Source organism: Cupriavidus sp. C1SS-2L (assembly GCF_057073735.1).
Map to the genome: position 1 here is coordinate 2227406 of NZ_CP172709.1, position 26367 is coordinate 2253772.

Below are 26367 nucleotides of genomic sequence, written 5' to 3' on the forward strand. Positions count from 1 at the left end.
TCCCAGCCAGCGTCCGCCGCTGTCGCCCACGCCATGACTGCGCGCGAGCGCCGCGGCATGGCCGCCATCATGATCGCCGTGGCCTTGGCCACGCTGGACACGGCGATCGCCAACACCGCTCTGCCTTCGATCGCTGTGGATCTGCGCGCCACGCCGGCGGCGTCGGTGTGGGTGATCAATGCCTACCAGCTCGCGATGGTGGCGACCTTGCTGCCGTTCGCGGCGCTGGGCGGCATTCTTGGTCACCGGCGCATCTATATCGGCGGGGTAACGCTGTTCATCGCGGCTTCCGTAGTCTGCGCGCTGGCGTGGTCGCTGCCGTCGCTGGCGGCGGCGCGGGTGCTGCAGGGCATCGGCGCGAGCGCCATCATGAGCGTCAATACGGCGCTGATCAGCGCGATCTTCCCGATCCAACGGCTCGGCCGCGGGGTAGGGCTCAATGCATTGGTGGTAGGGGTCTCGTTCGCACTGGGACCGACCGTGGCGTCGGTGATCCTGTCCTTCGGCTCGTGGCCGTGGCTATTTGCCGTGAACTTGCCGATTGGCCTGCTCGCGCTCGGCATCGCGCGCGGCGCGCTGCCGCAGACGCCGCGCAGCCAGCATGGCTTTGATCGCGTGGCGGCGCTGCTGAACGTGGTGGCTTTCGCCGCGCTGATCTTCGCACTCGGCGAGGGGGCACAGCGCGCGCCGCTGGAAGAGTCGCTGGCGGCCGCGGCCGTCTTCGTCGTCGCCTTCGGCCTGCTGCTGTGGCGCGAGCGCGGCCACCCGGCGCCGATGCTGCCCTTGGACCTGTTCCGCCGTCCGATGTTCGCGCTGTCGACGCTGACCGCGATCTGCTCGTTTGCCGCGCAAGGCCTCGCCTTCGTTTCACTGCCGTTCTATTTCCAGCATGTGCTCGGGCGAGGCCAGGTGGAAACCGGCTTCCTGCTGACGCCATGGTCGGTTGTGGTCGCACTGATGGCGCCGATCGCGGGGCGCCTGTCCGATCGCTATCCGCCGGGCCTGCTCGGTGGCGTCGGGCTGGCTGTGATGAGCGTCGGCATGGCGTCGCTGGCGCTGATGCCGGCCAACCCCAGTACGCTGGAGATCGGCATCCGCATGTGCATCTGTGGTGCGGGCTTCGGCTTTTTCCAGTCACCCAACCTGAAGGCGCTGATGGCCAGTGCGCCACGCGAGCGTAGCGGCGGTGCGAGCGGCGTGATTGCCACCGCGCGGCTGCTGGGCCAGGCCACGGGCGCGGCGCTTGTCGCGCTGAGCTTTGGCCTCGCTGGCGACCATGGACCCGGTCTGGCCCTTGCGCTGGGCGCCGGTTTTGCCGGCGTTGCGGCCATTGCCAGCGGCCTGCGGCTGGTGATGCCAGAAGTGAAGCACTGACCGCACGGTCGGCCGAAAGCTGAGTCGCTTGCGTTTTGTATCGATCGATATATAATGTTTCATATCGATTGATACAAAACGGCATCCGTCATGGCCAGACCCCGTAAATTCGACGAACAGACTGCGCTGACCGCTGCCCAGGACGCCTTCTGGGCACGCGGTTACGAGGCCACGTCCACGCGCGACCTCACCAGCGCCATGGGCATGACCCAGCCCAGCCTCTACAACGCGTTCGGCGACAAGCGCTCACTGTTCCTGCAGGCGCTGGATTTCTACCTGGACCACAACCTCCGCGAAAGGATTGCGCGCCTGAGCAAGCTGCCTTCGCCGGCAGCGGCCATCAGTGCATTCTTTGCGGAAAGCATCGCACGCTCGCTCGCGGACCCTGAGCACCGCGGCTGCCTGCTGGTGAACACGGCGCTGGAAGTCACGCCGCAGGAGCCGGCGTTGCGGCAGAAGGTGTCGGAGGAGTTCGAGCGCATGCGCAACTTCTTCCACGACAGACTCGTTGCCGCACAAGCTTCCGGCGAAATCCCTGCTGCGGGGCCTGTTGAAGACAACTCGTCTCAACTGCTGGCCCTGGTTCTCGGTGTGCGCGTACTGGCGCGCACGGCACCGGACCCGCAACTGCTCGAAAGCGTCGTACGGCCTGCGCTCGCATCACTGGGCCTGCCGCCGTTACCGCTTGCCCCTGCCACAGCTGGCACCGGCTGATCCCCGCAGCACCGGCTGCATCGTCCCGATCCGTTCGCTGCTTCTGTTTCCGCACGCCCCCGGCCTGCGGAGGGGGCGCCTTTACGCCCCCGTTTTGCCGACACCCACGTGTGTCGTTTCCCGGAGTCCACCATGTCACAACCGCTCACCGCCAGACCCGGCACGGTCCCTCAGGTACCGCTCGACGGCGCCGCCATCTATGCCGCGCTGGCGGGTCTTTGCGCCAGCCTCGTTGCCATCGGGCTGGCACGCTTTGCCTACACGCCGCTGATTCCAACGCTGATCCAGGCGCACTGGTTCACCGCAGCACAAGCCGTGACACTCGGCGCGGCCAATTTTGCGGGCTACCTTGCCGGAGCGATGCTCGGGCGGCCGTACGCCTCGGCGGTGTCGAACCGTACCGCGTTGCGCACACTGATGCTGGCCGCGAGCGTTGCATTCATCGCGTGTGCATGGCCGTTGTCGGTGATCTGGTACTTCGCGTGGCGCTTTACCGCGGGCCTCGCCGGAGGCGCCATCATGGTGCTCGTGGCCACGTCGATCCTGCCGCATATCCCGGCGCCGCGGCGCGGGCTCGTCAGCGGCATGATCTTTCTCGGGCTTGGGCTTGGCATTGCGGCTTCAGGCACGCTGGTGCCGTGGTTGCTGCAACTCGGCTTGCGCGAAACCTGGATCGGCCTGGGGCTGGTGTCGCTGGCGCTCACGCTGCTGAGCTGGTTCGGCTGGCCTGCGGCCGATACGCCAGCGCATCAGCCTGCGAATGCCTCGCGACCGACCGCAATCCCTGCAGGCATGCGTCGGCTCTACGCGCAGTACGCCCTCAACGCCCTGGGTCTGGTGCCTGTGATGTTGCTGCTGGTCGACTACATCGCGCGCGGACTCGGCCGGGGCAGCAGTGTCGGTGCCGGCTACTGGGTGCTCTACGGCGTCGCTGCCATCGCCGGGCCGCCGCTGTGCGGGCTGGTTGCGGATCGCATCGGTTTTGGCCTGGCGTATCGCGGCGCCATGCTGCTGCAAGGCCTGGCGGTAGCGCTGCTTGCGGTGTCTGGACATGCGCTTGTCGTCGGCGTCGCGACGGTCATGCTCGGCGTGTTCACGCCAGGCATCGCGCCGCTGGCACTTGGCCGTATCCAGGAATTGATTCCGCATGACCCTGCTGCGCAACGGGCTTCCTGGAGCCATGCGACCAGCGCATTCGCGCTGCTGCAGGCCTTGTCCGGCTACGGCTACTCCTGGCTGTTTGCGCATTCTGGCCAGCGCTACGCGCTGATCTTCGCTTGCGGCGCGGCGGCCATGGTGGTCGCCCTGGCGCTCGACTTCGGCGGCGCGCGGCGGCAAGCGGCAAATTCCGCATCGGCCTAGAATCGAGCGGTTCACCCGTCGCATAGGGCGCCCTCTGTGCGCCGATTCTGATCTCCTGATCTGCAAGACAAGGTATTCGCATGAGCCACCTGTTTGATCCTCTCGACATCGGCAATCTCACGCTGCCCAACCGCATCATCATTGCGCCCATGTGCCAGTACTCGGCGCAGGACGGCAATGCGGTCGACTGGCACATGATCCACCTCGGCTCGCTGGCGCTGTCCGGCGCGGGCATGCTGATCCTGGAAGCGACGGCGGTTTCCCCGGAAGGCCGGATCACGGCAGGGGACCTCGGCCTCTATTCGGACGAGAACGAAGCCGCGCTCGGGCACGTGCTCAAGGCGATCCGCGCGCACGCGCCGATCGCCGTGGCCATTCAACTCGGGCATGCGGGGCGTAAGGCATCGAGCCAGGTGCCATGGGAAGGCGGGCAGCAGGTCGCGCCCGATGCGCCGGGCGGCTGGCAGGCGGTTGCACCCTCGGCGGTGCCCCATGCCGAAGGCGAGGCGCGCCCGACGGCGCTCGACCGCGCCGGCATGGACAAGGTGCGCGACGACTTCGTCGCGGCGGCGGTGCGTGCGGTGAGGCTCGGCATCCAGGGCTTCGAGATCCATGCGGCACACGGCTATCTGTTGCACCAGTTCCTGTCGCCGCTGGCCAATCATCGCGACGATGAATACGGTGGCAGCCTCGAAAACCGCATGCGCTTCCCGATCGAGGTCTTCGACGCGGTGCGCGCCGCAGTGCCGGCAGACCGGCCGGTGTGGATGCGCATCTCGGCCACAGACTGGGTGCCGGGCGGCTGGGATATCGAGGGAACGGTGGCGCTGTCGCAGGCGGTGAAGGCGCGTGGGTGCGCGGCGATCCATGTCACTACTGGCGGGGTCTCGCCGGCGCAGGCAATCAAGCTCGGCCCGGGCTACCAGGTTCCGTATGCGCAGCGCGTGAAGGCCGAGGTGGGCCTGCCGACCATCGCCGTGGGGCTGATCACCGAGCCGGAGCAAGCCGAGGCCATCATCACGGGCAACGAGGCCGACGCCGTCTCGCTGGCGCGCGCGATGCTCTACGATCCGCGCTGGCCGTGGCATGCCGCAGCGAAGCTCGGGGCTAGCGTGGCGGCGCCGAAACAGTACTGGCGTTCCCAGCCGCGCGAGTTGAAGGACCTGTTTTCGGGCGCCAACTTCGGCCAGCGCTGAATTTGCGCTGCACCGCTTTCACTCCACAAGAAGAGGAGGGCCCATGAAACCACGTGTCACGCTGATCACGCTGGGCGTCGACGACCTGGAACGATCGCTGCGCTTTTATCGTGACGGCCTGGGCCTGCCGACGCAGGGCATTGTCGGCGAGCAATTCGAGCATGGCGCGGTGGCATTCTTCGACCTGCAGTCCGGCCTCAAGCTCGCCATCTGGCCGCGCGCGAGCCTCGCGCATGACACCGGACTGCCGGTGTCCGTTCGCGCCGCGGCGGGGGCGTCTCTGGCCCACAACGTCGGCAGCCAGGCGGAGGCCGATGCGGTCATGCAGCAGGCCGCAGCGGCGGGCGCCACCATCGTCAAGCCCGCGCAGCCGACGTTCTGGGGCGGCTATGCCGGGTATTTCGCCGATCCGGACGGCCATCTCTGGGAAGTCGCCTGGAATCCGCAGATGCTGCCCGCAGATTGATCAACATAGCCTGAAGTGCGCGTGGGGTCGCAACGCTGCCGCGCGCACTATAGTAGAAGTTGACCTGTGTGGCGCATGACCGGAGGGAAGGCACGATGAAGGCATGCAAGACAACGTTCGGGCGGCATCGTCGCGCGGCTGCCGTGGTACTGGCATCGGCCGTGCTGATGGGCATGGCCCCGTTTTCGTGGGCTCAGTTGGGCGACGTCCTGAAAAACCCACTGGGTGGCGGGGCGGAAAGCGCAACCAGCTCGCTCGGAGGACTAGGCAGCGGTCTTTCGCTGCAGTCGCTGTCATCGGGCAGCATGGGCAATGTCACGGGCCTGCTCGACTTCTGCATCAAGAACAATTACCTCGGCGCTGGCGGCGCGGGTTCCGTCAAGGACAAGCTGATGGACAAGCTTGGCGGCCCATCCAAGGCATCTACGGACAATGGCTACACCAGCGGCGCCCAAGGCATCCTGCAGGATGGCCATGGCAAGACATTGGATCTGAGTGGCAGCGGCCTCAAGGCCAAAGCGACCGAGCAGGTGTGCGAAAAGATACTTTCGCAAGGCAAGGCACTGCTGTGATTTTGCGCAGCGCATCAAATTTTGAGGCCATTTTTCGCCGTTTTCGCAGGGATTTCCATGATTGCCACCCAACCGCGAAGTGGCGACCATGATCCGCAACAGACAGCAAACGCATTGCGCCAGGGCGTCCCCCCAACAAAGCGGCCTGGCGGCAGCACGATGTAGACCTATAAAAACATCCGGGGCATGACCCCACGGGAGACATCCATGCAAGTCTATGACGGCCTCGTGTACCTGACAGCGATGGTGCTGGTGTGCTTGTATGTCTATCTTGGCGTGCTCACGCGCAGCACGGCGATCAGGCTTGGTTCTCCGGCCATCGTCGCGGTGCTCGTGCTGGTGTACTCCATGTCGCCGATGCACGCCGTGGGCTGAGTATTGGCACGGCGGCCTGGTCGTCGCCACCACGCGGCAGAGCAAGAACGGGTCCTCGCAGCACTACGGAGTGCTGTGCTTGGCATGCGCTGCTGTACGCCGATTATGTGCGCGCAGCGCAGCCGAAGGCGTCCCACCCCGGGCGCTATTGGAACCTACCTATACGTGGTCGGGGCTCGTTCAAAAGTCGGCTGACGTCAGGCACCGCGCTGAAAACCTACGCATAGCAGGGTCGAACGGCCCACCACCATGACGGCGTCCAAAGCCGCATGAACCACTGCTGCCGCGGGATTGATGGCCAGCGGCAACGACGCGTTTTTTGGGTACTTTTTGTCGCTCGGACAAAAAGTGCCTCGCCGGCTACGCCGGCGAAACAGCGGCGCTAGTCAAGAGCGACACCCCATCCCCAACCACAAAACTCCCGCCGGCCCCGCGATCGCCCCAGCAGCACCCACCAAACCACACCAACCCCGCCGCCCTAAAAATCCACAACAATTCGCGCAGCAAAACCCAAACCACCAGTCCCCCGCTCGCGAATTCGCTCGGCGAGCCGTAAGGCATTCCCCGACATGCCTGGCAAATCGTCGGATACGACGAGTAACCCTCACCCGACCCTGTCCAGAATTTTTCCGTGACGGCCGGCCAAGCGGTGACGCCCCGCGTGTCGCCCACAATCAGTTTGCGCAAGCCCCAGGCCGGCTCTACAAACAAGAAAACGGAGACAAGGACGAATGAGTGCAACGTATCAGCGGGGCCGTGCATGGGTGGTGACCGTGCTGCTATTCCTGTTCGTGGTCGTGAACTTCCTCGACAAGATCAGCGTGGGGCTGCTTGCTGGCCCGATGATGGACGAACTTGGTCTCACGCCGGCGCAATTCGGGCTGGTCGGCAGCAGCTTCTTCTGGCTGTTCGCGGTGGCCGGCGTAGCCGGTGGCTTTATTGCCAACCGCGTTTCGTGCACGTTGCTGCTATTGTTGATGGCCGTGGCGTGGTCCCTGTTCCAGATTCCGCTGGCATGGTCATCGAGCCTGGCCGTGCTGATCGCAGCGCGTGTACTGCTCGGCATTGCTGAGGGGCCGTCGACCGCCATTGCCATCCATGCGGCCTACAAGTGGTTCCCCGATGATCGCCGCACGCTGCCTGTGGCGTTCTTTACGCAGGGCGGCGCTACGGGCCTGATCCTCGCGGGTATCACGATTCCATACATCACCGCGCACTGGGGCTGGCGCGCTAATTTCTACGTACTGGCCGCGCTCGGCGCCGCGTGGGCCGTGCTGTGGCTGCTGTTTGGTGGCGAGGGCAAGGTCGAACAGCCTTCGGCCCAGGCCACCACGCAACAGCGCGTTCCGTATCGGGCGCTGCTCGGCGATGCCACGGTACTGGGCTGCTTCCTGCTGCGCTTTGTGGCGTACTGGAGCCTCGCGCTGTCGCTGACGTGGTTCGCGGCCTACCTGCAGCGCGGACTTGGTTTCGACCATGCCATGTCGGGTCGGCTGTTTGCGGCCATCATCGCGGTCAACATGCCGGTCACGATGGCCGTGGCGTGGTGGTCGCAGCGCATGCTGCGTCGGGGCACGCCGTCGCGCATTGCCAGGGGCCGCCTGGCCGCGCTGATGCTCGTGGGCGCCGGGGTTTGCCTTGCGGCGCTGGTGGCGCCGGGGCTGGGCAACTGGCAGCGCGTCGCGCTGCTCGCGGCAAGCTGCGCGCTCGCGCCCTCGATCTACTCGCTCGGGCCGGCCATGCTGGCTGAAGTGTGCCCGCCGGCGCAGCGTGGTGCGCTGCTGTCGATCGACGCCTCGATTTCATCGATCGCCGGCATCCTAGCGCCGCTGGTGACCGGTTATCTGGTGCAGAACGCCACCGGGGCGCATGGTTACGAGACCGGCTTCGCGGTGTGCGGCGCGTTGATGATCGTTGGCGGGTTCGGTGGCGCCGCGCTGATCAATCCGGAGCGCTCGAAGCAGCGACTCGCCGGTCTGCAGCAGCAGGGAACCACCGTGCCAGACTCGCGCGCGGCGCACGCCTGACGTCAGAGATCGCGCGCTCGCCGATATACTGCAGGCTTTGCCGGGCCATGCGCCCGGGCGCCCCGGAGCGTTCACGATGATGCCTGCAGCTTCCAGCTGGTTCGCCTGGGCCGTGCTTTCCGCGATTTTCGCGGCCCTGACGGCGATCTTTGCCAAGGTCGGCCTTGCCGGCATCGATTCCGACATGGCCACGCTGGTTCGCGTGGTGATCATCTTCGTCGTGCTCGCCGCCTTCGTGGTGAGCACCGGCAAGTGGATGGACCCATCGGCCTTCTCGGCCAGAAACTGGATCTTCCTTACGTTGTCAGGGCTGGCCACTGGCGCCTCATGGGTGTGCTATTTCCGCGCGCTCAAGATCGGCGATGCATCCAAAGTGGCCCCTGTCGACAAGTTCAGCCTGGTGTTGGTGGCACTGTTCGCCGTGCTGTTCCTTGGCGAACGGCCTGCGCCGCGTGAATGGCTCGGCATCGGGCTGGTCGCGGCGGGAGTGATCGTGCTGAGCCTGCGGCGATAGCGCTGGGCACTGGCGCTTCATGCCACCGCGAGCCCGGTGGGCGGCTGCGGCGGCGCGGGCGTTCCTCGCATGCTGGCGCTCGGCCCTGCGAGTTCCCCGAGCCAAATTTGCCGACTTGGCAACGTCTCAGCTTTCTTCCTCCGTTTCAACGGTGCCGGCATATAGTGGAACCAGTCGGCCTGGCGCGGGCCGCGATGAAGGCAGCCCACGGAATCGCGCGTCGCCAAGGCGGCGTGCGCTGACCTGGAGAGACATCATGCTGATCGCCAGATGGCAGATTGACGCCCGCTTCGGGCACAAGCAGGAGGTGATCAGCCGCCTGCAACAGTGGGCGCAGGACATCGCGCCACAGGTTGGCCTGCAGTGCGGCCGGCTGCTGACCGGATCGATCGGCGCACTGGAGGCCACGGTCGTCCACGACTGGGAAGTGGCCGACCTGGCCGAACTGGACCGTGCGTGGCAGAAACTCGGCCAGCTTCCCGCGCATGCGCAATGGGGGCGTGAACTGGAACCGTTCGTGGTGTCCGGCACCGCGCGCTGGGAAATCTATCGCGTTATCTAGGCCGTAACAGGCACCGGCCACGCGGCCCAGGCCGGCGCGTGCGGGCGCCGGCTATCGTGCATGCCCGGCTGCAGTTGAGCCGGCTCTATGCCGAACAGATTGGCGCAGGCATTCGCGAATGCCGCGGCCGAGCGCAGGCCTGACTGCGTCGCCAGCAATTCCAGTCGGCTCGCTGGCAGCACCGGTGCGGCATCGGATAGCGCGAGCATGTAGAACGCCCGTGCAGCGCGCTGCTCGCGTACCAGCGGGTGCAAAGCCTCGCCTTCGGCGAACAGGCGCGCACGCACCAGGCGCTGCGCGACCTGCCACTGTTCGGCAAGCAGTGCGGCGTTCCAGTCCGCCGTCGGATGCTCAAAGACCAGCCGCGCCAGCGTGCGGGACCAGTGCTTGTCGTGATGGATTGCGTTCATGCGCGGGCAGACCGCGTCCGGCACGGCCTTGAACGTGATGGTGCACGTTTGTCCCGGTGCTGCCTGCAACTCGCAATCGAAATGCGCAAAGGCCGGGACCACGAACGGGTCGCCGGGCCGCACGTCGCGCCGCGCATTGACGTCGCGCAGCCGGGCCGCGCCCTGCACGGCTTCCACGCGCACGGCGAACGGAAAGCGCAGGCGGGTGATGCGGACGGGATTGCGGCTGACAAGGGGCATGCGGGCAATGGCGGTGGCGCAGGCGCGCGGCCGGTAACTGTCGCAGCATTCGGCGGCCGGCGCAACCTTCAAGGCCGCCGACGCCATGACATTTCGGCCGGGGGCTACAGCTCGGACAGCCCGAAGTGACGCAGCCGTGGCAGATCGGTCACGCGTATCGTCTGGTAGGCCAGGTGGACTAGTCCGTCGTCGGCGAGGCGCCGCAAGGCCTGGTTGACGCGCTGTCGCGACAGGCCGGTAAGCAGGCCGATTTCCTCCTGCGACAGCTCCAGCACGGGGCTGGTGCGCGGATACAGCGACGGGTGGAACAGTTGCGCAATGGCCTGTGCGACGCGTGCATCGGCGCTGAGCAGGCGGTCATTCTGCACGGTGGCGATGAACTGTCCCATGCGTTCGTTGAGCTGCGTGACGACAAAGCTGGAAAACGGCAGGCTTTGTGCGAGCAGGGTGTTGAACACGGGTTCCGGCACCAGCAGCACGCGCGAATCGCGGATCGCGATCACGTCGTAGCGGCGCAGCTCGCGCTTGATCACGCTGCCTTCGCCGCACCAGCCGCCGGCGGGCACGCCCGAGAACGTGCAGCCGCGCCCGTCGGGGGTATAGACGGCAAGCTTGATCAGCCCGCTGTCGACGCCGATCCAGTCGCGCGACGGTTCTCCACGCCGCGCGATGAAGGCGCCCGCTGCGAATTCCTTCAGCACAGTCTCGCGCGCCGCAAGTGCCTGATGCTCGGGCGCAAGCGCATGGAACCAGGCATGGCCGGCGAGCGGGGAATCGGTCGGGGAAAAGGCGGGCGCGGTCATGGTAGGCGAGCTTGCGAAACGGCGGGCAATTGGGGGCTGCGCGGGCGTGGCGCTGGCTCTGTAAGACTCCTGTAAGCCTTGCCTGGCGCGGCTTTCCGGGAGGTTTGTCGTCCGGATGACAGTGCGCAAGCGTGTGCGATGATAGCCTTGTGGAAGAAAAAGTTACAGCGCCCCCGTGCCAGACAGCTAAGCGGAGACACCAATCATGCCCACCGATTTCGACAGCGGCCTCGGCCGCAACGCGGCCAATTTCGTGCCGATCACCCCGATTGATTTCCTGGTCCGCGCCGCCGAGGTATATGGCGACCGGCCAGCTATCGTGCACGGCCCGGTGCGCCAGAACTGGCGCGACACCTATGTGCGGGCGCGCCGCCTGGCCAGTGCGCTCGCGCGAGCGGGCGTGGGCAAGGGCGATACCGTCGCAGCGCTGCTGCCCAATACGCCAGCCATGGTGGAGGCGCACTTCGGTGTGCCGATGGCCGGCGCGGTGCTCAATGCGCTCAATATTCGACTGGACGCTGCGAACCTGGTGTTCATGCTGCGCCATGGCGAGGCGCGCGTGCTGCTGGCCGATACCGAGTTCGCCGACCTCGCACGCCAGATGGCGCTGGAAATCCCGGGCCTGAAGGTCATCGCCGTGGAAGATGCGCTGGGCCCGCAGGCGGAGCGTTTCGGCGATACCGACTACGAGTCGTTCCTCGCTTCGGGCGATCCTGAGTATGCGTGGAAGATGCCTGACGACGAATGGGATGCGATTGCGCTGAACTACACATCGGGCACGACGGGTGACCCGAAGGGCGTGGTGTACCACCACCGCGGCGCGGCCATGAATGCGATCTCGAACATCCTCGAGTGGGACCTGCCCAAGCATCCGGTCTACCTGTGGACGCTGCCGTTATTCCACTGCAATGGCTGGTGCTTTCCGTGGACCATTGCGGCACGTGCGGGCGTCAACGTGTGCCTGCGCAAGTTCGAGCCGCGGCTCGTGTTCGATCTTATGCGCGACGAAGGCGTGACCCACTACTGCGCGGCGCCGATCGTGCATACTGCGCTCGTCAATGCACCGCCGTCGTGGCGCGAAGGCCTGCGCGGGCCGGTGCGCGGCATGGTGGCCGGGGCGCCCCCGCCTGCCGCGGTGCTCGCACAGATGGAGGCGATGGGGTTCGAACTGACCCACGTGTACGGCCTCACTGAGGTGTACGGTCCCGCGGCGGTATGCGCGGAGCAGGACGCCTGGGGCAGCCTGTCGCAGGAAGCGCGTGCGGTGAAGAAGGCACGGCAGGGCGTGCGCTATCACCTGCAGTCGGGCGTGGCTGTGCTCGATCCCGATTCGATGCAGCCGGTGCCGGCCGATGGCGAGACCATCGGCGAAATCATGTTCCGCGGCAACATCTGCATGAAGGGTTACCTCAAGAATGAGAAGGCGACGCGCGAGGCCTTTGCGGGCGGCTGGTTCCACACCGGCGATCTCGGCGTATGCATGCCGGACGGCTACATCAAGATCAAGGACCGCAGCAAGGACATCATCATTTCGGGCGGCGAGAACATTTCGAGCGTCGAGGTGGAGGATGCGCTCTACCGCCATCCGGCCGTGCTTGCGGCAGCAGTCGTGGCGCAGCCGGATGCCAAATGGGGCGAAACGCCGTGCGCGTTCGTCGAGCTGAAAGATGGGGCGAGTGCGACGGCAGAGGAACTGATGGCCCATTGCCGCACGCTGCTGGCGGGCTTCAAGGTGCCGAAGGCTGTGTATTTCGGACCGCTGCCGAAGACCTCGACCGGCAAGATCCAGAAGTTCGAGCTGCGCCGCAAGGTCAAGTCGGATTCGGCGATCGACGTCTGAGGCGACGATCAGGAGAACGAAGCCTCTTCGTCGGCTTGCCGGTTCGCGATCAGGCGGTCGATGGTTTCGCGACCCCACGCCAGCCCTGCACGGCTGGCGTCGGCAGCACAGGCAAAGCGCACGCCGCTGTTCGGGTACTGATCGGGCAGGGCGTGGCCTTGCTGCCAGATGTGCGCGCGCAGCGTCCACCAGCCGTCATGCTGGCCCCCGTAACGCAGTGCCGCGATGTGAATGCGGTAGCCGCGATAGGGGGCGCTGTGCTCGTGTGAGCCGCTAGGCATGGCAGATGTGGATCAACGCAGGCCCGCGTGCTGCGGCGGCCCGGGCCTGTGCCATTCCTGCGCGATTTCCGGGAACACCTCGAATTCACCGCGCACGATGTTTTCGATGGTGGTGCATACGCCCGCCGTGCCACGCGGCCCGACGCAGATCAGGCTGCGCGGATGGTCGGTGTGCTGCGGAATTGCGTACACGTGCATGCCCTCCTGGAACAGAGGGTGTTTCACCAGGCGCTCGTTCATTAACTCAACGAAACGCTGGGGACTGACGACCGGCTTTTCCTTTTCCATAGCGGGCTCCTGCGGCGCTGCCGTCGGGCGCACGATGCGTGCACGAGGCCGGCATACGCGGTAGTAAAGGCCAGGAAGATTGCGGGCAAGTGGCATGAGCCCCGAGAGGTTGCGGGGTGGCCGGAGGAAGCGCGAGCAAAAAAAGCCGCCCGCGTTGCCACTGCCAACGGTTTCAGGTTAGGCGATACGTCCGGCGGAGAAAAGCCGCCGGACGTATCAGGTCAGGAAGGCCGCACTTCTCCTGCGGCACGTGGCCCGTCGAGCATGTAGTTGCCTGCCGCCCAGCAGGCGGCTTCGGCTTCGGCCTCGGACGGATAGGAGGAGCTGGCTTCGATGGTGCAGTCGGCATCGGCCGCGCCGCAGTGCTCTTCCATCACGATGCGCCAGGTATAAAGGCCCGGCGGATCTTCGAGGACATGGAGCACGAGCGTGCGGTGGCTGTCGGCGAGGGTGAGGGGCTGAATCGACATGACAGTCTCCCGAAACAGCGACGACGTGGAGCTTAGATGCTAGCAATTGTGCGGCGCCAATTCCAGCTACGCATCCTGTCCCGACAATGGTGGTGACTGGCTGTGCATCTTCCGTCGCGGCGCGGTTTCCAGTATCTTCTGCGCGGAGGCGCCGGGTGGCGCCGCTTTTCCTGACTCGCATGCCCATCTCGCCTCAACTCGCCGAACTGGTTGCGTCGCTGCGCGCACACTATGACACCGCTGTCCTGCCGCACTGGACTGCCAACGGCTGGAATGCCGACCTGCTGCTCCCGTACGAGGCACTCGACGGCGCCACCAGCGACGCCTTGCCGCCAGTGCGCTATCGTGCCATGGCGTGCGCGCGCCAGCTGTACGTGTTTTCGGTGGCGGGGAAACTCGACCACGCCAATACGCTGTTCGGTTCGCTGCAGGCCTACTTCAGCAATGGTGAAGGCGGCTGGATTTACAGCGTGGATCCGATGGGCATGCCGCTGGACTCAACGCGCGACCTGTACACACACGCGTTCGTGATCTTTGCGTGCGCGCACTACTACGCCCGCAGTGGCAACGAGGACGCGCTCGCCGTCCTCGAGGAAACGCGCGACGTTGTCGAGCAGCGCTTCGCCGACGGCACGGGGCTGTACCACGCGGCGCTTTCCGAGTTTTTCAAGGACAAGGGTGCGGGCTTGCAGCAGAACCCGATCATGCATCTGACCGAGGCTTACCTTGCAGCACTCGACGCTACCGATGACGAATGGTATGCGGAGCGCCTGCGCGAGATCGCCGCGGCTGTGCATGGCCGATTCGTCGATCCGGCCAACGGCTGTATCGCAGAGTTGCCGAAGGAAGCCAACGGCAATCGCATCGAACCCGGTCATCAGTTCGAGTGGTTTTCGCTGGTCGCGGGCAATCACGATCTGTTCGAGGGCTCGCCGCTGACCGAGTCCCTGGAGCGGGCCTTCGTGTTTGCACAGACCCACGGCGTGGTGCCCGGGACGTTCGGCGTCAGCGCGGCGCTCGATGAGCACGGCGCGTTGCTCGATGGCACCCAGCGGATCTGGGCCCAGACGGAATATGCGCGTGCGCTGGCCGTGCATGGGACGCCCGAATCGCTGGCGACGCTAGAAGCGCAGTTGCGCCAGTACCGCGGCCGTTTCCTGCACAAGGGCGGCTGGCACGAATGCCTGGCGCCCTCGGGCGAGGTGGTGCGCGCCGAAATGCCTTCGACGTCGCCATACCATCTCGCCACGGCCTACGCCGAGCTGCCGGACCTCGAGAGCTAGGCGCTTGTCCAGCTGCTGGCGGCGCGCAGATCGCTCTTCTGCAGCAGCCGCAGCAGTGTCTCGGCCGGCTGGCTCAGCCGGCGCGCGGACAAGGAAATGAATTCCACCTCGGGCAGCGCCGGCAGCTTTTCCCAGTTGAGCGGAGGGGCGACGCCTTCGCCATACAGGTAGCGCGAGCGCACCGTCAGTCCGAGCCCGCCGCGCGCGGCGGCAAGGCAGCCGGAATGGCTACTGCTGCTGCAGACGACTTGCCACTGGCAGCCGGCCTTGGCCAGCGTATCGAGTACGACCGACCGCGTCACGCTGGGCTCGTGCACCAGGATCAGCGGCAGCGGTTGCGACAGGTCCACCACCGTCCCGGGACGCGCCAGCCACTCCAGCGAGCCGCGAAACAGCGGTACGCCACGGCGATCCCCCTGGCGGCGCTTGCCAAGCATCAGGTCGAGCGAGCCCGCATCCATCAGTTCGTACAGCTTGCTGGTCATGGCGATGGTGATTTCCATCTCCACGTCAGGGTGTGTATTGCGGAACGCGGACAACACCCCTGACAGCGGCCCCTGCGCCAGGTCTTCGGAGGTGCCGAGCCGCACGCGGCCTCGCAGCCGCGGCGCGGTGAACTGCGATTCCGCACGCGCCAGCGCCTCCAGGATGAGCCGTGCATGCACGAGCAGTGCTTCGCCGTCGGGCGTCATCGACAGCGAATGCGTATCGCGCACGAACAGGCGGCGACCCACGCTTTGCTCCAGGCGACGGATATGGTCGCTGACGCTCGATTGGGACAAACCAAGCTGCCGCCCCGCTTCGGTGAAGCTGCGTGCGGCGGCCACGGTGGCGAAGGTTTGGATCCAGACCGGGTTTAGCATGGCCGTGATTGTCATCGGCAAATCCGATCGCAGTCAACATCTCCAGTGGGGTTCCCGATCGGGTGGGTGGTGACTATGATCGGTTCCATGGCCTGGCTGCCAGGGCTTTGCAGACGTCGTCCGCCTTGGTTGCATGCTGTGCCAAGCACAATCCCACACCCATGAGCCAAGCTTTCGCCCCCTCTCTCAAGGCCATGTTGTGGATCGTCGCTGCGGGTTTCTTCATGCAGACGCTCGATACCACCATCGTCAACACCGCACTGCCTTCGATGGCACACAGCCTCGGGCGCAAGCCACTGGAGTTGCAACCCGTGGTTGTCGCGTACACGCTGACCATGGCGATGCTGACCCCTGCGTCGGGCTGGCTCGCCGACCGCTTCGGCACGCGGCGGGTTTACTTCTGCGCCATCCTCATCTTCGTGTTGGGATCCCTGTTCTGCGCGGGCGCGCAAACATTGCCGGAACTGGTAGTGGCGCGAGTGCTGCAAGGCGTCGGCGGCTCCATGCTGCTGCCGATCGGCCGGCTCGCCGTGCTGCGCAATGTATCGGGCGAGCAGTACATTGCCGCGCTCGCCTTTGTCTCCGTGGCGGGGCAGGTAGGTCCGATCTTCGGGCCGGTGCTCGGCGGCTGGCTGGTGCAGCACGTTTCATGGCACTGGATTTTCCTGATCAACGTGCCTGTCGGCGTTGTCGGTTTGCTCGCCGTGCGGCGCTATCTGCCTGCCGGCGACACAGCGGGCGCGCCGGCGTTCGACTGGGTCGGTTGCGGCTTGCTGTCGCTGTGCATGGTGGCGTTTTCGCTGGCACTCGATGCGCCGCTGCAGGAAAACCATGCAAGCTGGAGCGCCGGCCTCGCCGCGATCAGCGTGGTTGCCGCTATGTTGTATATCCCGCATGCGCGCCGCAGCCGCGTGCCGCTGTTCCGGCTGGCACTGTTTCGCGAGCCGAATTTCAGCGTGGGGCTGGTCGGGAATCTAGTCTGCCGCATCGGCTCCGGCGCGGTGCCGTTCCTGCTGCCGCTGCTGATGCAACTGCAGCTCGGCTACTCGCCGTTCCACGCGGGGCTGATGCTGCTGCCGGCCGCACTGGCGGGGGCGGTGTCCAAACGCTGGATCGTGCCGCTGGTGAAACGCTTCGGCTATGACAACTTCCTGCTCGTCAACACCGCACTGGTCGGCGCATCGATCGCGTCGTTCGGGGCGATGTCGCCGGGCTGGCCACTGGCGCTCTCCATTGCGCAACTGGCGTTGTTCGGCGCGACCAATTCGATGCAATTCGCTGCCATGAACAGCGTGACGCTCAAGGACCTCAGCGTCGAGGATGCGGGTAGCGGCAACAGCCTGTTCTCGATGGTGCAGATGTTGGCCATCGGACTGGGCGTGACCGTGGGCGGCGGGCTCGTGACCTTGTTCTCCGATCGGATCGGGGATGCGGGTCCCGCTTATCGGCTGGCCTTTGTGGTTGTCGGGACGATCACGCTTCTGTCGGCGCTGGTGTTTCGTCGGCTGGATATTGGGGAGCTTGGAAAAGGGCGGCGCGCAGCTGCGGCGCGCACGCCTTGAGTTGCAAACACGGGCTCAGGCCGCGTGAGTCTTTCGTCCCACGCTGCGGATCAGTTCCGTGACGCGAGCCTGGTACTGGTCGAAGTACTTGTTCGCCTGCTGCTGGGTTTCGACCGGTTGTACAACGGTACGCCCTTCGGCCTCGAGCTTGCCGCGCACATCGGGCTTGCTGAGCGCTTCACCGATAGCCTTGCGCAACACGGCCACGCGATCCGCCGGCGTGCCTTGCCTGACGAAGTAGCCGCCGCTGATCGCGTACTCGAAGTCCGGCACGATGCGGCTCTGCGAAATCAGCGGGATGTGCTTGACCGAAGCGGGCAGCGTTTTCGAGAAGCTGGTCAGCAGCTTCAACCGGCCTTGCTGCTGCATGGCGTCGAAGCTCGACTGGTAAGGCAGGATGGCAAAGTCCACTTCGCCACCGGCCAGGCCCTGCAATGCGGGTGCCGCACCTTTGTACGGCACGTGCAGGAAGGTCAGTCCGAGGCGCGTGCCGAGCGCATCGCCCATCAGGTGGTAGATCGAATCGATGCCGACCGTGGCGTAGGTCAACGGCTTGGCCTTGTTCTGCTTCGCATAGTCGATGAACCTGTCGAGCGTATCGGCGGGGATGCCGTTGCGCACCATCAGCACGATGTTCGCGTCGCTGATCGGTGCGGCCAGCATGAAGTCCTGCGGCTTGTAGCGCGCGGCCGGGTTCAGCAACGGCGCAAGGAAGACTTCGTTGATCGAGCCATGGAAGAAGGTATAGCCGTCAGCCGGGGCAGCGAGCACCTTGTTTGCGCCGATCAGTCCGGTGCCGCCGCCGTAGTTCTCGACCACCACCTGTTGCTTGACGCTCTTGCTGATCGATTCGCCAAAGATGCGCGCCGACGTATCGCTGGCGCCGCCGGCCGGATAGGGCACGACGAGCGACAGGGGCTTGGACGGAAAGGCTTCTGCGGCGAACGCCGGCAGGCCGGCGAGTGCGGTGCTGCCTGCGGTGAAGCCGGCATATTGAAGGAAGCGGCGGCGGTTCATCGAATGCATGGTGTCCCCGTTTTTGGATTATTCAGGCCGTTTCAGGTCGATTCAGGTCGCTTATTCAAACCAGGTAGCTTTGCGCGAGGTGCGCCCAGAATGCGGCGCCGACAGGCAAGGCTTTGTCGTTGAAGTCGTACAGGGGGTTATGGACCATGCAACCCCCGTCTTCGCCCAGCCCATTGCCAAGGCGCACGTATGCGCCGGGCCGCTGTTCGAGCATGTAGGCGAAGTCTTCGCTGCCCATCACGGGCGGGCGTTCCACGACGTTGTCCTCGCCGAGCAGGCGAATTGCCGCTTCCCGTGCGCGTTCGGTCTGCGCTGCATGATTGACGAGCACCGGGTACTTGCGTTCGTACACGACTTCCGATTGCAGGCCATAGCTCTCGGCCTGCGCGGCGACGAATGTCTGGATGCGCGTCTCGACCAGCGTGCGTACCTTCGGGTCAAGCGTGCGCACGCCGATCTTGATCAGCGCGCTTTCGGGGACGACGTTATAGGTTGCGCCGGCCTGGATCGAGCCGACCGTGATCACTGCGGACTTGAGCGCGTCGATTTCGCGGCTGACGATCGATTGCAGGCCCAGCACGATGCTGGCGGCGCACTGCATCGGATCAATGCCGTGGTGTGGCATGGCGCCGTGCGCACCGCGGCCGCGCAGCGTGACGGTGGCGCGGTCGAACGAGGCCATGGCCGGTCCGGTGATCACGCCGATCTGGCCCACAGGTAGCCCCGGCGAGTTGTGCAGCGCATAGACTTCGTCGCACGGGAAACGCTCGAACAGGCCGTCTTCCAGCATGCGCAGCGCGCCGCCTTCGTTTTCTTCGGCGGGCTGGAAGATCAGGTTCAGCGTGCCGTTGAAATTGACGGATTGGGCGAGATGGCGCGCGGCGCAGAGCAGGATGGCGGTGTGGCCGTCGTGGCCGCACGCGTGCATCTTGCCGGGAATGGTGCTCGCGTAGTCGAGGCCCGTCTTTTCCTGGATCGGCAGCGCGTCCATGTCGGCGCGGATGCCCAGCGACCTGGTCCCGTGTCCCTTCCTCAGCGTGCCGACGACGCCGGTCATGCCCAGGCCACGATGGATCTTGTAGCCCCATGCCGCGAGGCGTTCCGCGACCAGGTCGCTGGTCTGGCGCTCTTCGAAGGCGAGTTCGGGATGGGCGTGAATCTTCCGGCGGATTTCGACGAATTCGGGCGAGAGCGCCTGGATGGATTGCCGCAGTTCTGCAACGGTGGACGGGTTCATGGCGTGGCGGGGCTGGATCGTGGAGCTATTCTCCACGCGCACGCGTCCGGCATCCATGACAATGATTGCGGTAAAACGTTGTATAAAATGCAACGATTGAAGTTCGCCACGTTACGCGGATCGGGGGAGGAATGATGGACGATGTACTGGACCGGAAGCGGGCGATGTGCCTGCTGCAGATCATCGAGACCGGCTCGGTACGCGGCGCGGCCGATGTGCTGGAACTGGACCCGTCAGTGGTCAGTCGGGCTGTGGCCAAGCTGGAGCAAGACACCGGCCTCGCGCTGCTGGAGCGGCGCGGGCGCGGCGTGGTGGCGACGGATGCCGGCCGCCTGCTCGCGTTGTTTGCGCGTCGACAGCAAGACCTCAGTGATACCTTCCTGGCCGAGGTCAACAATTTGAAGAATTCGCAGCGCGGTCACGTGGAACTGGCCTTTGGCGAGGGCTTTATCGACCTGGTGCTCGAACCGGTGCTGCAGGGCTTCCTGCACAAGCATCCCGACGTCACGTACAACATCCGCGTGGCGGGCACGGAGGAAACGGTCCGCTGCATCCTTGAGGACCTCGCGCATATCGCCTTTGTGTTCCAGCCGCCGAACGACGTGCGGCTGCGCTCGCATTATTCACGGCTTGCGCCGATTCGCGTGCATGTGCGCAGGGACCATCCGCTGGGGCGCAGGCGAAAGCCGCTCACGCTGGCGGACCTGGCGCCGCATCAGGGCGCTTCACTGACGGAGTCGTTCGGCGTGCGCAAGCATATCGAGGCCGCGGAAATCGAAGAGCACATCACCCTGAACCATATGCTCACGACGAACTCGTTCAAGGTGTTGTGGGAATTCGCGGCGATGGGGCTGGGCTACATCATGACGCCGCGCTCGGTGGCGCTGAAGGGACCGCAATTCGCTGACCTGGTGTCGTTGCCGCTGGCCAATCCGATCCTGAACAACAGCCGCATCCACATCATTACCCGTGCAGGCCGGCCACTCTCGCCAGTGGCGGACCGCATGCTGCGGCATGTAATGAAGGCCTTCCCGCAGGTATGAGCTATTCGTTGACGCCGTTCTCGCGCAGCAGGCGCTCGCATTCGTCAAGCATGTCATGCGCGAAAGCCGACTGGTAATTCGGGTCGAGCGCTTCCATCATTTCGTGCGAGGCATACAGGCCGGCTTCGCGCGACAGCGTGTCGGCGAGCTGACGTGCGAACTGGTCGCTCAATTCCGATAGCAGGCGTCGTTCGGACAGTGCGAGTTGCAGTTTGGAGCGCGACAACCATTCGCCGGCCAGCGTCGCGCCTTGCGCGTCGGTCAGCCATTTGCCGTGTTCGTAATAGGCAGAAAGACGTTCGGCGGTCAGCGCGAACATCAGGGCCTTGCGGGTATTGAAATCGATCTTCAGAAGCGGGGCGGCTTTCATATACGTGGTGATGACAGTGGAGCGTGCCGTGTTTTAGCGTTGCGCCGTCTGCTCCGTGATCCGCGCAAAGGTGGCATTGAGCCACGCGCCGATCGCCGCGATTTCGTCCATGCAGACCGAATGCGGCATGGCATAGGTGTGCCATGCGACTGGAATGCTGCGTGCCTGCAGGAAATCGCGGGCCTGCTCGCCGAGGCGCAGCGATACGACGTCGTCCTGCGTGCCATGCGCGGCGAAGACCGGGATGGCGGCGTTCGCAGTCGTGGCTTCCGCGGTCAAAAGATCCGGCGCGGGGATGTAGGTGGACAGCGCGATGATGCCCGCAAGCGCATCGGGATGGGTGAGGGCAGTGGTATAGGCGATTGCGCCACCTTGCGAGAAGCCCGCAAGGACAATGTGGCTGGTCGCGATGCCGCGCGCATTTTCGCGCGCAATCAGCGCGCGGATGCGTTCGCGCGAAAGACGGATGCCCTGTTCGTCCGCGTGCCGGCTGGTTTCTCCGAGCGAGTAGATGTCATACCACGCTGGCATGACGTAGCCGCCGTTGCACGTAACGGGAATGGCGGGCGCATGCGGGAAGATAAAGCGCACCCCAGGCGCGGCGTCGAGCCCGAGTTCCGGCACTACCGGGACGAAGTCGTTGCCGTCGGCACCGAGCCCGTGCATCCAGATGACGCTGAAAGCGGGATTCGGCGCGGTCTCGATTTCGATCGCGGGCAGCAGTTCGTTCATGGGGGCACTCCAGGCTGATCAGGCAGACGCCGTCTTGCGCGGCGGGCAGCGCGAGTATCGCACAGGTCGGCGCAGGTCTATGCGCGCAGGCCGGCAACACGCGAGCTTCAGAGGCGTGCCTGGGGCGGGCGAAGTACGCATCCGCCATCGCGTCCAAGCGTGTTCGTGCCTCCGCGGGGCCGGCAGTGCGCGACAACAGGGCAGGCGTGGGCGCGACAACAGGGCAGGCGTGGGCGCGTGGCACCACACCTGGCCACCGGAGTGCGGGGCACACAGCCAGTGGCCAAGCCGCGGCAGACGGCTGTGCTGCCGGCTAGGCGGCAGACGGCACGATGGGCACGGTGGTCAGTCCGGGCGCCACGCGCGGAGCTTGCGCATAGCTTTCGATGGCGGGGGGCGCAGCGGCGCGCCGCTTGTCCACCACGTCCTCGACGCCTTTGGCCGCGACGTCTTCGAGAAACGCGACCATGTCGCGGTAATAGGCAACCTGCATCTGCGCCTCGAGCAGGCGCCGTTCGGCCTGGAACAACGTCAGCCTCATGTCTTGCAGTTCCCTTTCGGCAATCTTTTCCGGGGTCGGCGGACTGAACAAGTTTGCGAGCCAACGCATGGCATACCTCCTGTGCTGATCAACAGCTGAGAACCAATGTTTTTGCCATGGGAACCAATATAGACAAGAAATCGGCAAAAGAATCTCAACCTGCCCATTCGTCGCGCCTCGCCCACAAGGATGATTGCCGCGCTCGGGAGACTCGGTTAGATTGTCCTGTGGCAATCACAGTGTCACGATTCATGCGATGCGCGCATGGCGGTATTCCGGCAACGCTTTGCCGGCGACGCCGCCACCGGCCGGATGCCTGTGCTATATCGACCCGTCGATGCGCGGCGCTTGCGGTGCCAGCATGAAAGCAATGATCGGCGCCCAGAACGCTTCGATGTAATCGGGAAGGATGGCCGCGTCATGCGGCATGCCATCAAACAACACCAGTTCTTGCAGGCGCGATGCCGCCTGTGCCAGTCGCTCCGAATGCGCAAACGGCAGGACTTCATCATCGCGGCTGTGCAAGACCAGCAGAGGAACGTTCAGCCGGCGCGTACGGGCTAGATTGTTCCAGGGGTCCGGCAACAGCCAGGCCAGTCTCGCCGGAACCTTGCCGGTCTGGACTGCCGCCGCGCGAGCCGAACTGAAGCCGGAGGCAATGATCATCCCGTCGGGGACCGGCCTGAGTTCGCGCGCAACATCGAGCAATACGCCAGACCCCAGCGAATGTCCGAGGACATAGCGCCGCGATGCAGCAGGCGTGGCCTCCAGGAACATCCGGTAGGCCGCGCGCGCGTCCTCGCGCAGATGCCGAACTGTCGGGCGACCGCTGCTTGCCCCATAGCCGCTGTAATCGAATACGAAGGTGCTGATGCCCGCTCTCGACAGCATGGTCTGTACCGGCGCCCAGTCCGACAGGCATTCGTCGTCGCCATGGCACACCATTAATGCCGGCGCCTGAGCCGTGGCCGCGGGTGCGAAGGCAGCATGGAGCACGCGGCTGCCACTCGCGAATGTGCTGGCGTGCAGCGTCGTTTCGGACTGACCGCCTTGGGGCGGGATGGGCGGCGTGACGAAGGCCTCGCGTTCGAGCGCACGGAACAGCAGATGGCGGGCCAAGCCCGCCAGGACGGCAACGCCGGCAGTCCCGGCCAGCCAGCGAGGAATCGGGCTATCGGAATGAGGCAGCATAGGCCTAAGAGAAGCAGGTGCCCTCTAAGGCTAGCAGGTGTCGCGAGATTGGCACAGGCAGATCGGGAAGCGGAAGAACCGTTGTGATGTGCCGACATTCGTCACGCACGGAATGCCCAAGATGCGCTTTTGAAATCAACAGGTTATAAGGTCCAGGGAAAAACCTATCGGCGTCATAGGAAAGATTTTCCTTGACTGTCTACCTATTAGTAGATAGTATCCAATCCATGGAAGCGGTGCACCACCGGCAAAAAGAAGCGAAGCCGGTCCTGCAACAGAACCCATCGCAATACCGCAACGGCGGTCTTTTTTTAGATTCCCTTATCTATCTACCAGTAGATGCGGGATCGAAGAGAGACACCGGAAATGAACCGAATACCGCGACGCCTCAGGGAGGTCGCAAGCCCCAGGAGCTCATCATGAATGCCAAGTTCGCCAAGACCGTGATCACTGCCGCCGCCCTTGCTGCCGCGCTCGCCAGCGGCGTGGCCCAAGCGGCCGGCCCGCACGACACCAGCGCCGGTGACAAGTACGGCTACAGCTTCCGTGTCGGCAAGGTGGACGCCTTTACCGATGGCGCAAGGACCGGCAAGTTTGACCCGTTCACCGAAGGCGCACGCGTTGGCAAGACCGACCCGTACACCGACGGCGCGCGAGTGGGCAAGCCTGACCCGTACACCGATGGTGCCCGCACCGTAGCAGGTCTCGACACGCGTGGTGTGTCGCAGACGCCGGCTCGCGCCGTGGATCCGTACACCGATGGCGCGAAGATCGGCAAGTACGACCCGTACACCGATGGTGCCCACACCGTCGCAGGCCTGGATACGCGTGGCGTGTCGCAATCGCCGGCGCGCACCGTCGATCCGTACACGGACGGCGCCAAGGTGGGCAAGTTCGACCCGTACACCGACGGCCAAGTCGCATGATCGCCAGCTGGCCTTCCTAGCTAGGCCGGCCGCTTTCCCTACCACGGCAGCCCGGCGGTTCTGATGAACGCCGGGCTAGCCGCAATGGAGTCCATCATGAATTTGCGTGACAGCATCCTGTTGCTTGGCGGATGGCTGCTGGTTTGCGTGACGAGTGGCTCGATGATTACCTTCGCCGCGCAGGTCCTGCCGGGTTAGTCTGTTGTTTTCATGCCCGCCCCGGGTTGTCTGCCGGGGCTGTGGCTCCAAAGGCGCACCCCTCCAGGTGGTCTAATTTCCACCGTAAGGCTAATCCTAGGGATTACCCGCGCCTTCAGGCGTTCTCGCTTGAGCGTCTATCTTCATGTAGATAAACTGACCTCATGAAAACGCAATCTGTTCGTGAGCAATTGCTCGAGCACACGCTTGTGCTGATCCGGCGTCGAGGCTTCAACGGCTTCAGCTACCGGGATCTGGCCGAGCTCGTCGGCGTCAAGACGTCGAGCATCCACTATTACTTCCCGACCAAGGACGACCTTGTCCTGGAGGCGGTGAAGACGTACAGCGCGGCGATGTCCGAGCGGCTCCGTTCGATCGATACGACGCTGCCCGTGACGGAGCAGGCCGCTATCTACCTGGCCCCGTTTCGTGCGAGCTGTGGTTCGGACCAGATCTGCCTGTGCGGCATGCTTTCGGCCGAGACCTTGTGCCTGCCGGAATCCGTCCACAGTCTGCTGCAGACGTTCTTCCTGATGAATGAGCAATGGCTGACGGGCTTGCTGGAGCGCGCACAGCCGCAGCGCAGCACACCGTTCCCGGTGCCACCACCGCGCCTGGCGCAGGTGGTGTTCGGGTCGCTGCAAAGCGGGCTGATTTCGGCTCGCCTGTTTGGTACATCGGATCGTGTGGAAGCTGCGGCGGATACGCTCATGGCTGCCGTGAGCGGCTAAGACGCCGTCGGCCAGGCGCTGCCTGTAACCCCCATGTGGCGAATGCTGCATGGCGGTTTTGTTTTTCCGTCGACCCAGGAAGCAGAGTTGGTAGACTGAACTCCATTGCTACCAGCAAAAAATATCCGTTAAATCAGTGGCATAGCTTCGGTTGACTCACGGCTATCGGACCGATAGAAAGATTTTTGCTTGACTATCTACCTAGTAGTAGATAGTATTTGACTCATGGAAGCGCTGCTTCACCGGCAAGGAAAAAGAAGCCGGTTCAGCAACGGGACCATCGCCATAACCGTTACGACGGTCTTTTTTTGAATCTGGTTATCTATCTACTAGTAGATGTGGAATCAAAAAGAGACCTGAGACTGAACCGAAACGAACCCCGCGCGACGCTCTAGGGAGGTCGCCAAGCCAAGGAGCTCATCATGAATGCCAAGTTCGCCAAGACCGTGATCACCGCCGCCACCCTGGCCGCCGCACTTGCCAGCGGTATCGCGCAGGCCGCTGGCCCCGCCGACAGCAGCTTTGCCGGTGACAAGTACGGTTACAGCTTCCGCGTCGGCAAGACCGATGCCTTTACCGACGGAGCAAGGACCGGCAAGTTTGACCCGTTCACCGAAGGACAACGCGTCGGCAAGACGGATCCGTACACGGATGGCGCGAAGATCGGCAAGGTCGACCCGTACACCGACGGCGCCCGCATCGTAGCCGGGCTGGACACGCGCGGCGTGTCGCAGACGCCCGCCCGCGCCATTGACCCGTACACCGATGGCGCGAAGATCGGCAAGTATGACCCGTACACCGACGGTGCCCGCACCGTAGCAGGCCTGGATACGCGTGGCGTGTCGCAGACGCCGGCCCGTGCCGTTGACCCGTACACCGATGGCGCGAAGATCGGCAAGTACGACCCGTACACCGACGGCGCCCACACGGTAGCGGGCCTGGATACGCGTGGCGTGTCGCAATCGCCGGCGCGCACGGTGGATCCGTACACCGACGGCGCGAAGCTCGGCAAGGTTGACCCGTACACCGACGGCGCGCTTGCCTGAGCCTGACACGGACGGCCCGCTGATGGCCGGCCATCGGACTTCATCACCGGGCACGGGGTGCCCGGTTGCAGGGGAACATCATGAATTTGCGTGACAGCGCACTGGTACTGGTCGGATGGGTGGG

29 protein-coding genes are annotated in these 26367 nt (G+C 64.8%); 17 read left to right on the forward strand and 12 right to left on the reverse strand.

Annotated features, from left to right (window positions below; translation table 11 throughout):
* The first annotated feature begins 33 nt into the window (after positions 1-33).
* The 10 genes from ACIGJG_RS27925 to ACIGJG_RS27970 all read left to right on the forward strand — a co-directional run bounded on the left by ACIGJG_RS27925 (position 34) and on the right by ACIGJG_RS27970 (position 9162).
* A complete protein-coding gene (locus ACIGJG_RS27925) occupies positions 34-1374 on the forward strand; it encodes an MFS transporter (protein ID WP_011300439.1) in 1341 nt (446 codons plus the stop codon).
* Positions 1375-1464: 90 nt separating this feature from the next.
* Positions 1465-2088 carry a TetR/AcrR family transcriptional regulator gene (locus tag ACIGJG_RS27930; RefSeq protein WP_011300438.1) on the forward strand — a complete coding sequence of 208 codons (624 nt, stop codon included), beginning with the start codon at positions 1465-1467 and terminating at the stop codon, positions 2086-2088.
* Between the two features lie 132 nt (positions 2089-2220).
* Entirely contained in the window at positions 2221-3450 is a 1230-nt protein-coding gene (locus ACIGJG_RS27935; protein WP_140949487.1) for a YbfB/YjiJ family MFS transporter, read from the forward strand.
* Between the two features lie 80 nt (positions 3451-3530).
* Positions 3531-4646, forward strand: coding sequence for an NADH:flavin oxidoreductase/NADH oxidase (locus tag ACIGJG_RS27940; protein ID WP_483673464.1), 1116 nt, complete (start codon positions 3531-3533; stop codon positions 4644-4646).
* Positions 4647-4689: 43 nt separating this feature from the next.
* A complete protein-coding gene (locus ACIGJG_RS27945; RefSeq protein WP_011300435.1) occupies positions 4690-5112 on the forward strand; it encodes a VOC family protein in 423 nt (140 codons plus the stop codon).
* Positions 5113-5207: 95 nt separating this feature from the next.
* Positions 5208-5684 (forward strand): YjjA family protein, encoded by a 477-nt coding sequence (locus tag ACIGJG_RS27950; RefSeq protein ID WP_483673465.1) that lies wholly within the window; start codon positions 5208-5210, stop codon positions 5682-5684.
* 207 nt (positions 5685-5891) lie between these two features.
* Complete coding sequence (locus ACIGJG_RS27955) at positions 5892-6059, forward strand: hypothetical protein (RefSeq protein WP_011300433.1); 168 nt, start codon at positions 5892-5894, stop codon at positions 6057-6059.
* A 731-nt stretch (positions 6060-6790) separates the two neighbouring features.
* On the forward strand, positions 6791-8086 hold the full coding sequence (locus ACIGJG_RS27960) for an MFS transporter (RefSeq protein WP_483673466.1): 1296 nt from the start codon (positions 6791-6793) through the stop codon (positions 8084-8086).
* Between the two features lie 76 nt (positions 8087-8162).
* Complete coding sequence (locus ACIGJG_RS27965) at positions 8163-8600, forward strand: EamA family transporter (RefSeq protein WP_011300431.1); 438 nt, start codon at positions 8163-8165, stop codon at positions 8598-8600.
* 256 nt (positions 8601-8856) lie between these two features.
* Complete coding sequence (locus ACIGJG_RS27970) at positions 8857-9162, forward strand: hypothetical protein (protein ID WP_011300430.1); 306 nt, start codon at positions 8857-8859, stop codon at positions 9160-9162.
* On the opposite strand, the gene ACIGJG_RS27975 is transcribed toward ACIGJG_RS27970, so the two are convergent.
* Positions 9159-9899 (reverse strand): AraC family transcriptional regulator, encoded by a 741-nt coding sequence (locus ACIGJG_RS27975; protein WP_483673467.1) that lies wholly within the window; start codon positions 9897-9899, stop codon positions 9159-9161. The two genes, ACIGJG_RS27970 and ACIGJG_RS27975, sit on opposite strands and share 4 nt — an antisense overlap.
* A 17-nt stretch (positions 9900-9916) precedes the next feature.
* Complete coding sequence (locus ACIGJG_RS27980) at positions 9917-10615, reverse strand: Crp/Fnr family transcriptional regulator (protein WP_011300428.1); 699 nt, start codon at positions 10613-10615, stop codon at positions 9917-9919.
* A 205-nt stretch (positions 10616-10820) separates the two neighbouring features.
* On the opposite strand from ACIGJG_RS27980, the gene ACIGJG_RS27985 reads away from it, so the two are divergent.
* Positions 10821-12455: an acyl-CoA synthetase gene (locus ACIGJG_RS27985; protein ID WP_483673469.1), complete on the forward strand. Its 1635-nt coding sequence runs from the start codon at positions 10821-10823 to the stop codon at positions 12453-12455.
* Between the two features lie 8 nt (positions 12456-12463).
* On the opposite strand, the gene ACIGJG_RS27990 is transcribed toward ACIGJG_RS27985, so the two are convergent.
* From ACIGJG_RS27990 to ACIGJG_RS28000, 3 genes are all read right to left on the reverse strand, one after another.
* On the reverse strand, positions 12464-12736 hold the full coding sequence (locus tag ACIGJG_RS27990; RefSeq protein ID WP_483673470.1) for a hypothetical protein: 273 nt from the start codon (positions 12734-12736) through the stop codon (positions 12464-12466).
* A gap of 12 nt (positions 12737-12748) precedes the next feature.
* Positions 12749-13024 carry a hypothetical protein gene (locus ACIGJG_RS27995; protein ID WP_011300425.1) on the reverse strand — a complete coding sequence of 92 codons (276 nt, stop codon included), beginning with the start codon at positions 13022-13024 and terminating at the stop codon, positions 12749-12751.
* 221 nt (positions 13025-13245) lie between these two features.
* A complete protein-coding gene (locus tag ACIGJG_RS28000) occupies positions 13246-13494 on the reverse strand; it encodes a hypothetical protein (RefSeq protein WP_011300424.1) in 249 nt (82 codons plus the stop codon).
* 179 nt (positions 13495-13673) lie between these two features.
* Here ACIGJG_RS28000 and ACIGJG_RS28005 point away from each other — a divergent pair, with 179 nt between their 5' ends.
* Positions 13674-14777: an AGE family epimerase/isomerase gene (locus tag ACIGJG_RS28005; RefSeq protein ID WP_483673473.1), complete on the forward strand. Its 1104-nt coding sequence runs from the start codon at positions 13674-13676 to the stop codon at positions 14775-14777.
* Here ACIGJG_RS28005 and ACIGJG_RS28010 read toward each other — a convergent pair.
* Positions 14774-15640: a LysR family transcriptional regulator gene (locus ACIGJG_RS28010; protein WP_041680480.1), complete on the reverse strand. Its 867-nt coding sequence runs from the start codon at positions 15638-15640 to the stop codon at positions 14774-14776. The two genes, ACIGJG_RS28005 and ACIGJG_RS28010, sit on opposite strands and share 4 nt — an antisense overlap.
* Positions 15641-15801: 161 nt before the next feature.
* Between ACIGJG_RS28010 and mdtD the strand changes: the two genes are divergently transcribed.
* Positions 15802-17202 (forward strand): multidrug transporter subunit MdtD, encoded by a 1401-nt coding sequence (gene mdtD / locus ACIGJG_RS28015; protein ID WP_011300421.1) that lies wholly within the window; start codon positions 15802-15804, stop codon positions 17200-17202.
* 15 nt (positions 17203-17217) lie between these two features.
* On the opposite strand, the gene ACIGJG_RS28020 is transcribed toward mdtD, so the two are convergent.
* Positions 17218-18228 (reverse strand): Bug family tripartite tricarboxylate transporter substrate binding protein, encoded by a 1011-nt coding sequence (locus ACIGJG_RS28020; RefSeq protein ID WP_140949494.1) that lies wholly within the window; start codon positions 18226-18228, stop codon positions 17218-17220.
* Between the two features lie 55 nt (positions 18229-18283).
* Complete coding sequence (locus ACIGJG_RS28025) at positions 18284-19465, reverse strand: M20 aminoacylase family protein (RefSeq protein ID WP_140949509.1); 1182 nt, start codon at positions 19463-19465, stop codon at positions 18284-18286.
* Between the two features lie 134 nt (positions 19466-19599).
* On the opposite strand from ACIGJG_RS28025, the gene ACIGJG_RS28030 reads away from it, so the two are divergent.
* Positions 19600-20508: a LysR family transcriptional regulator gene (locus ACIGJG_RS28030; protein WP_483674053.1), complete on the forward strand. Its 909-nt coding sequence runs from the start codon at positions 19600-19602 to the stop codon at positions 20506-20508.
* A 1-nt stretch (position 20509) separates the two neighbouring features.
* Here the strand turns inward: ACIGJG_RS28030 and ACIGJG_RS28035 are convergent, their stop codons facing one another.
* From ACIGJG_RS28035 to ACIGJG_RS28050, 4 genes are all read right to left on the reverse strand, one after another.
* Positions 20510-20878, reverse strand: a complete 369-nt coding sequence (locus ACIGJG_RS28035) for a hypothetical protein (protein ID WP_011300417.1) — start codon at positions 20876-20878, stop codon at positions 20510-20512.
* Positions 20879-20911: 33 nt separating this feature from the next.
* Positions 20912-21610, reverse strand: a complete 699-nt coding sequence (locus ACIGJG_RS28040; RefSeq protein WP_140949495.1) for an alpha/beta hydrolase — start codon at positions 21608-21610, stop codon at positions 20912-20914.
* 313 nt (positions 21611-21923) lie between these two features.
* On the reverse strand, positions 21924-22220 hold the full coding sequence (locus tag ACIGJG_RS28045; protein WP_011300415.1) for a hypothetical protein: 297 nt from the start codon (positions 22218-22220) through the stop codon (positions 21924-21926).
* 252 nt (positions 22221-22472) lie between these two features.
* The gene (locus ACIGJG_RS28050) at positions 22473-23342 is read right to left on the reverse strand and encodes an alpha/beta hydrolase (protein WP_483673474.1); all 870 of its coding nucleotides are present in this window, start codon (positions 23340-23342) and stop codon (positions 22473-22475) included.
* 419 nt (positions 23343-23761) lie between these two features.
* Between ACIGJG_RS28050 and ACIGJG_RS28055 the strand changes: the two genes are divergently transcribed.
* From ACIGJG_RS28055 to ACIGJG_RS28065, 3 genes are all read left to right on the forward strand, one after another.
* Entirely contained in the window at positions 23762-24268 is a 507-nt protein-coding gene (locus tag ACIGJG_RS28055) for a hypothetical protein (RefSeq protein ID WP_011300413.1), read from the forward strand.
* 362 nt (positions 24269-24630) lie between these two features.
* Positions 24631-25197, forward strand: a complete 567-nt coding sequence (locus tag ACIGJG_RS28060) for a TetR/AcrR family transcriptional regulator (RefSeq protein ID WP_011300412.1) — start codon at positions 24631-24633, stop codon at positions 25195-25197.
* A 422-nt stretch (positions 25198-25619) separates the two neighbouring features.
* Positions 25620-26243 carry a hypothetical protein gene (locus ACIGJG_RS28065; RefSeq protein ID WP_011300411.1) on the forward strand — a complete coding sequence of 208 codons (624 nt, stop codon included), beginning with the start codon at positions 25620-25622 and terminating at the stop codon, positions 26241-26243.
* Positions 26244-26367: the final 124 nt, after the last annotated feature.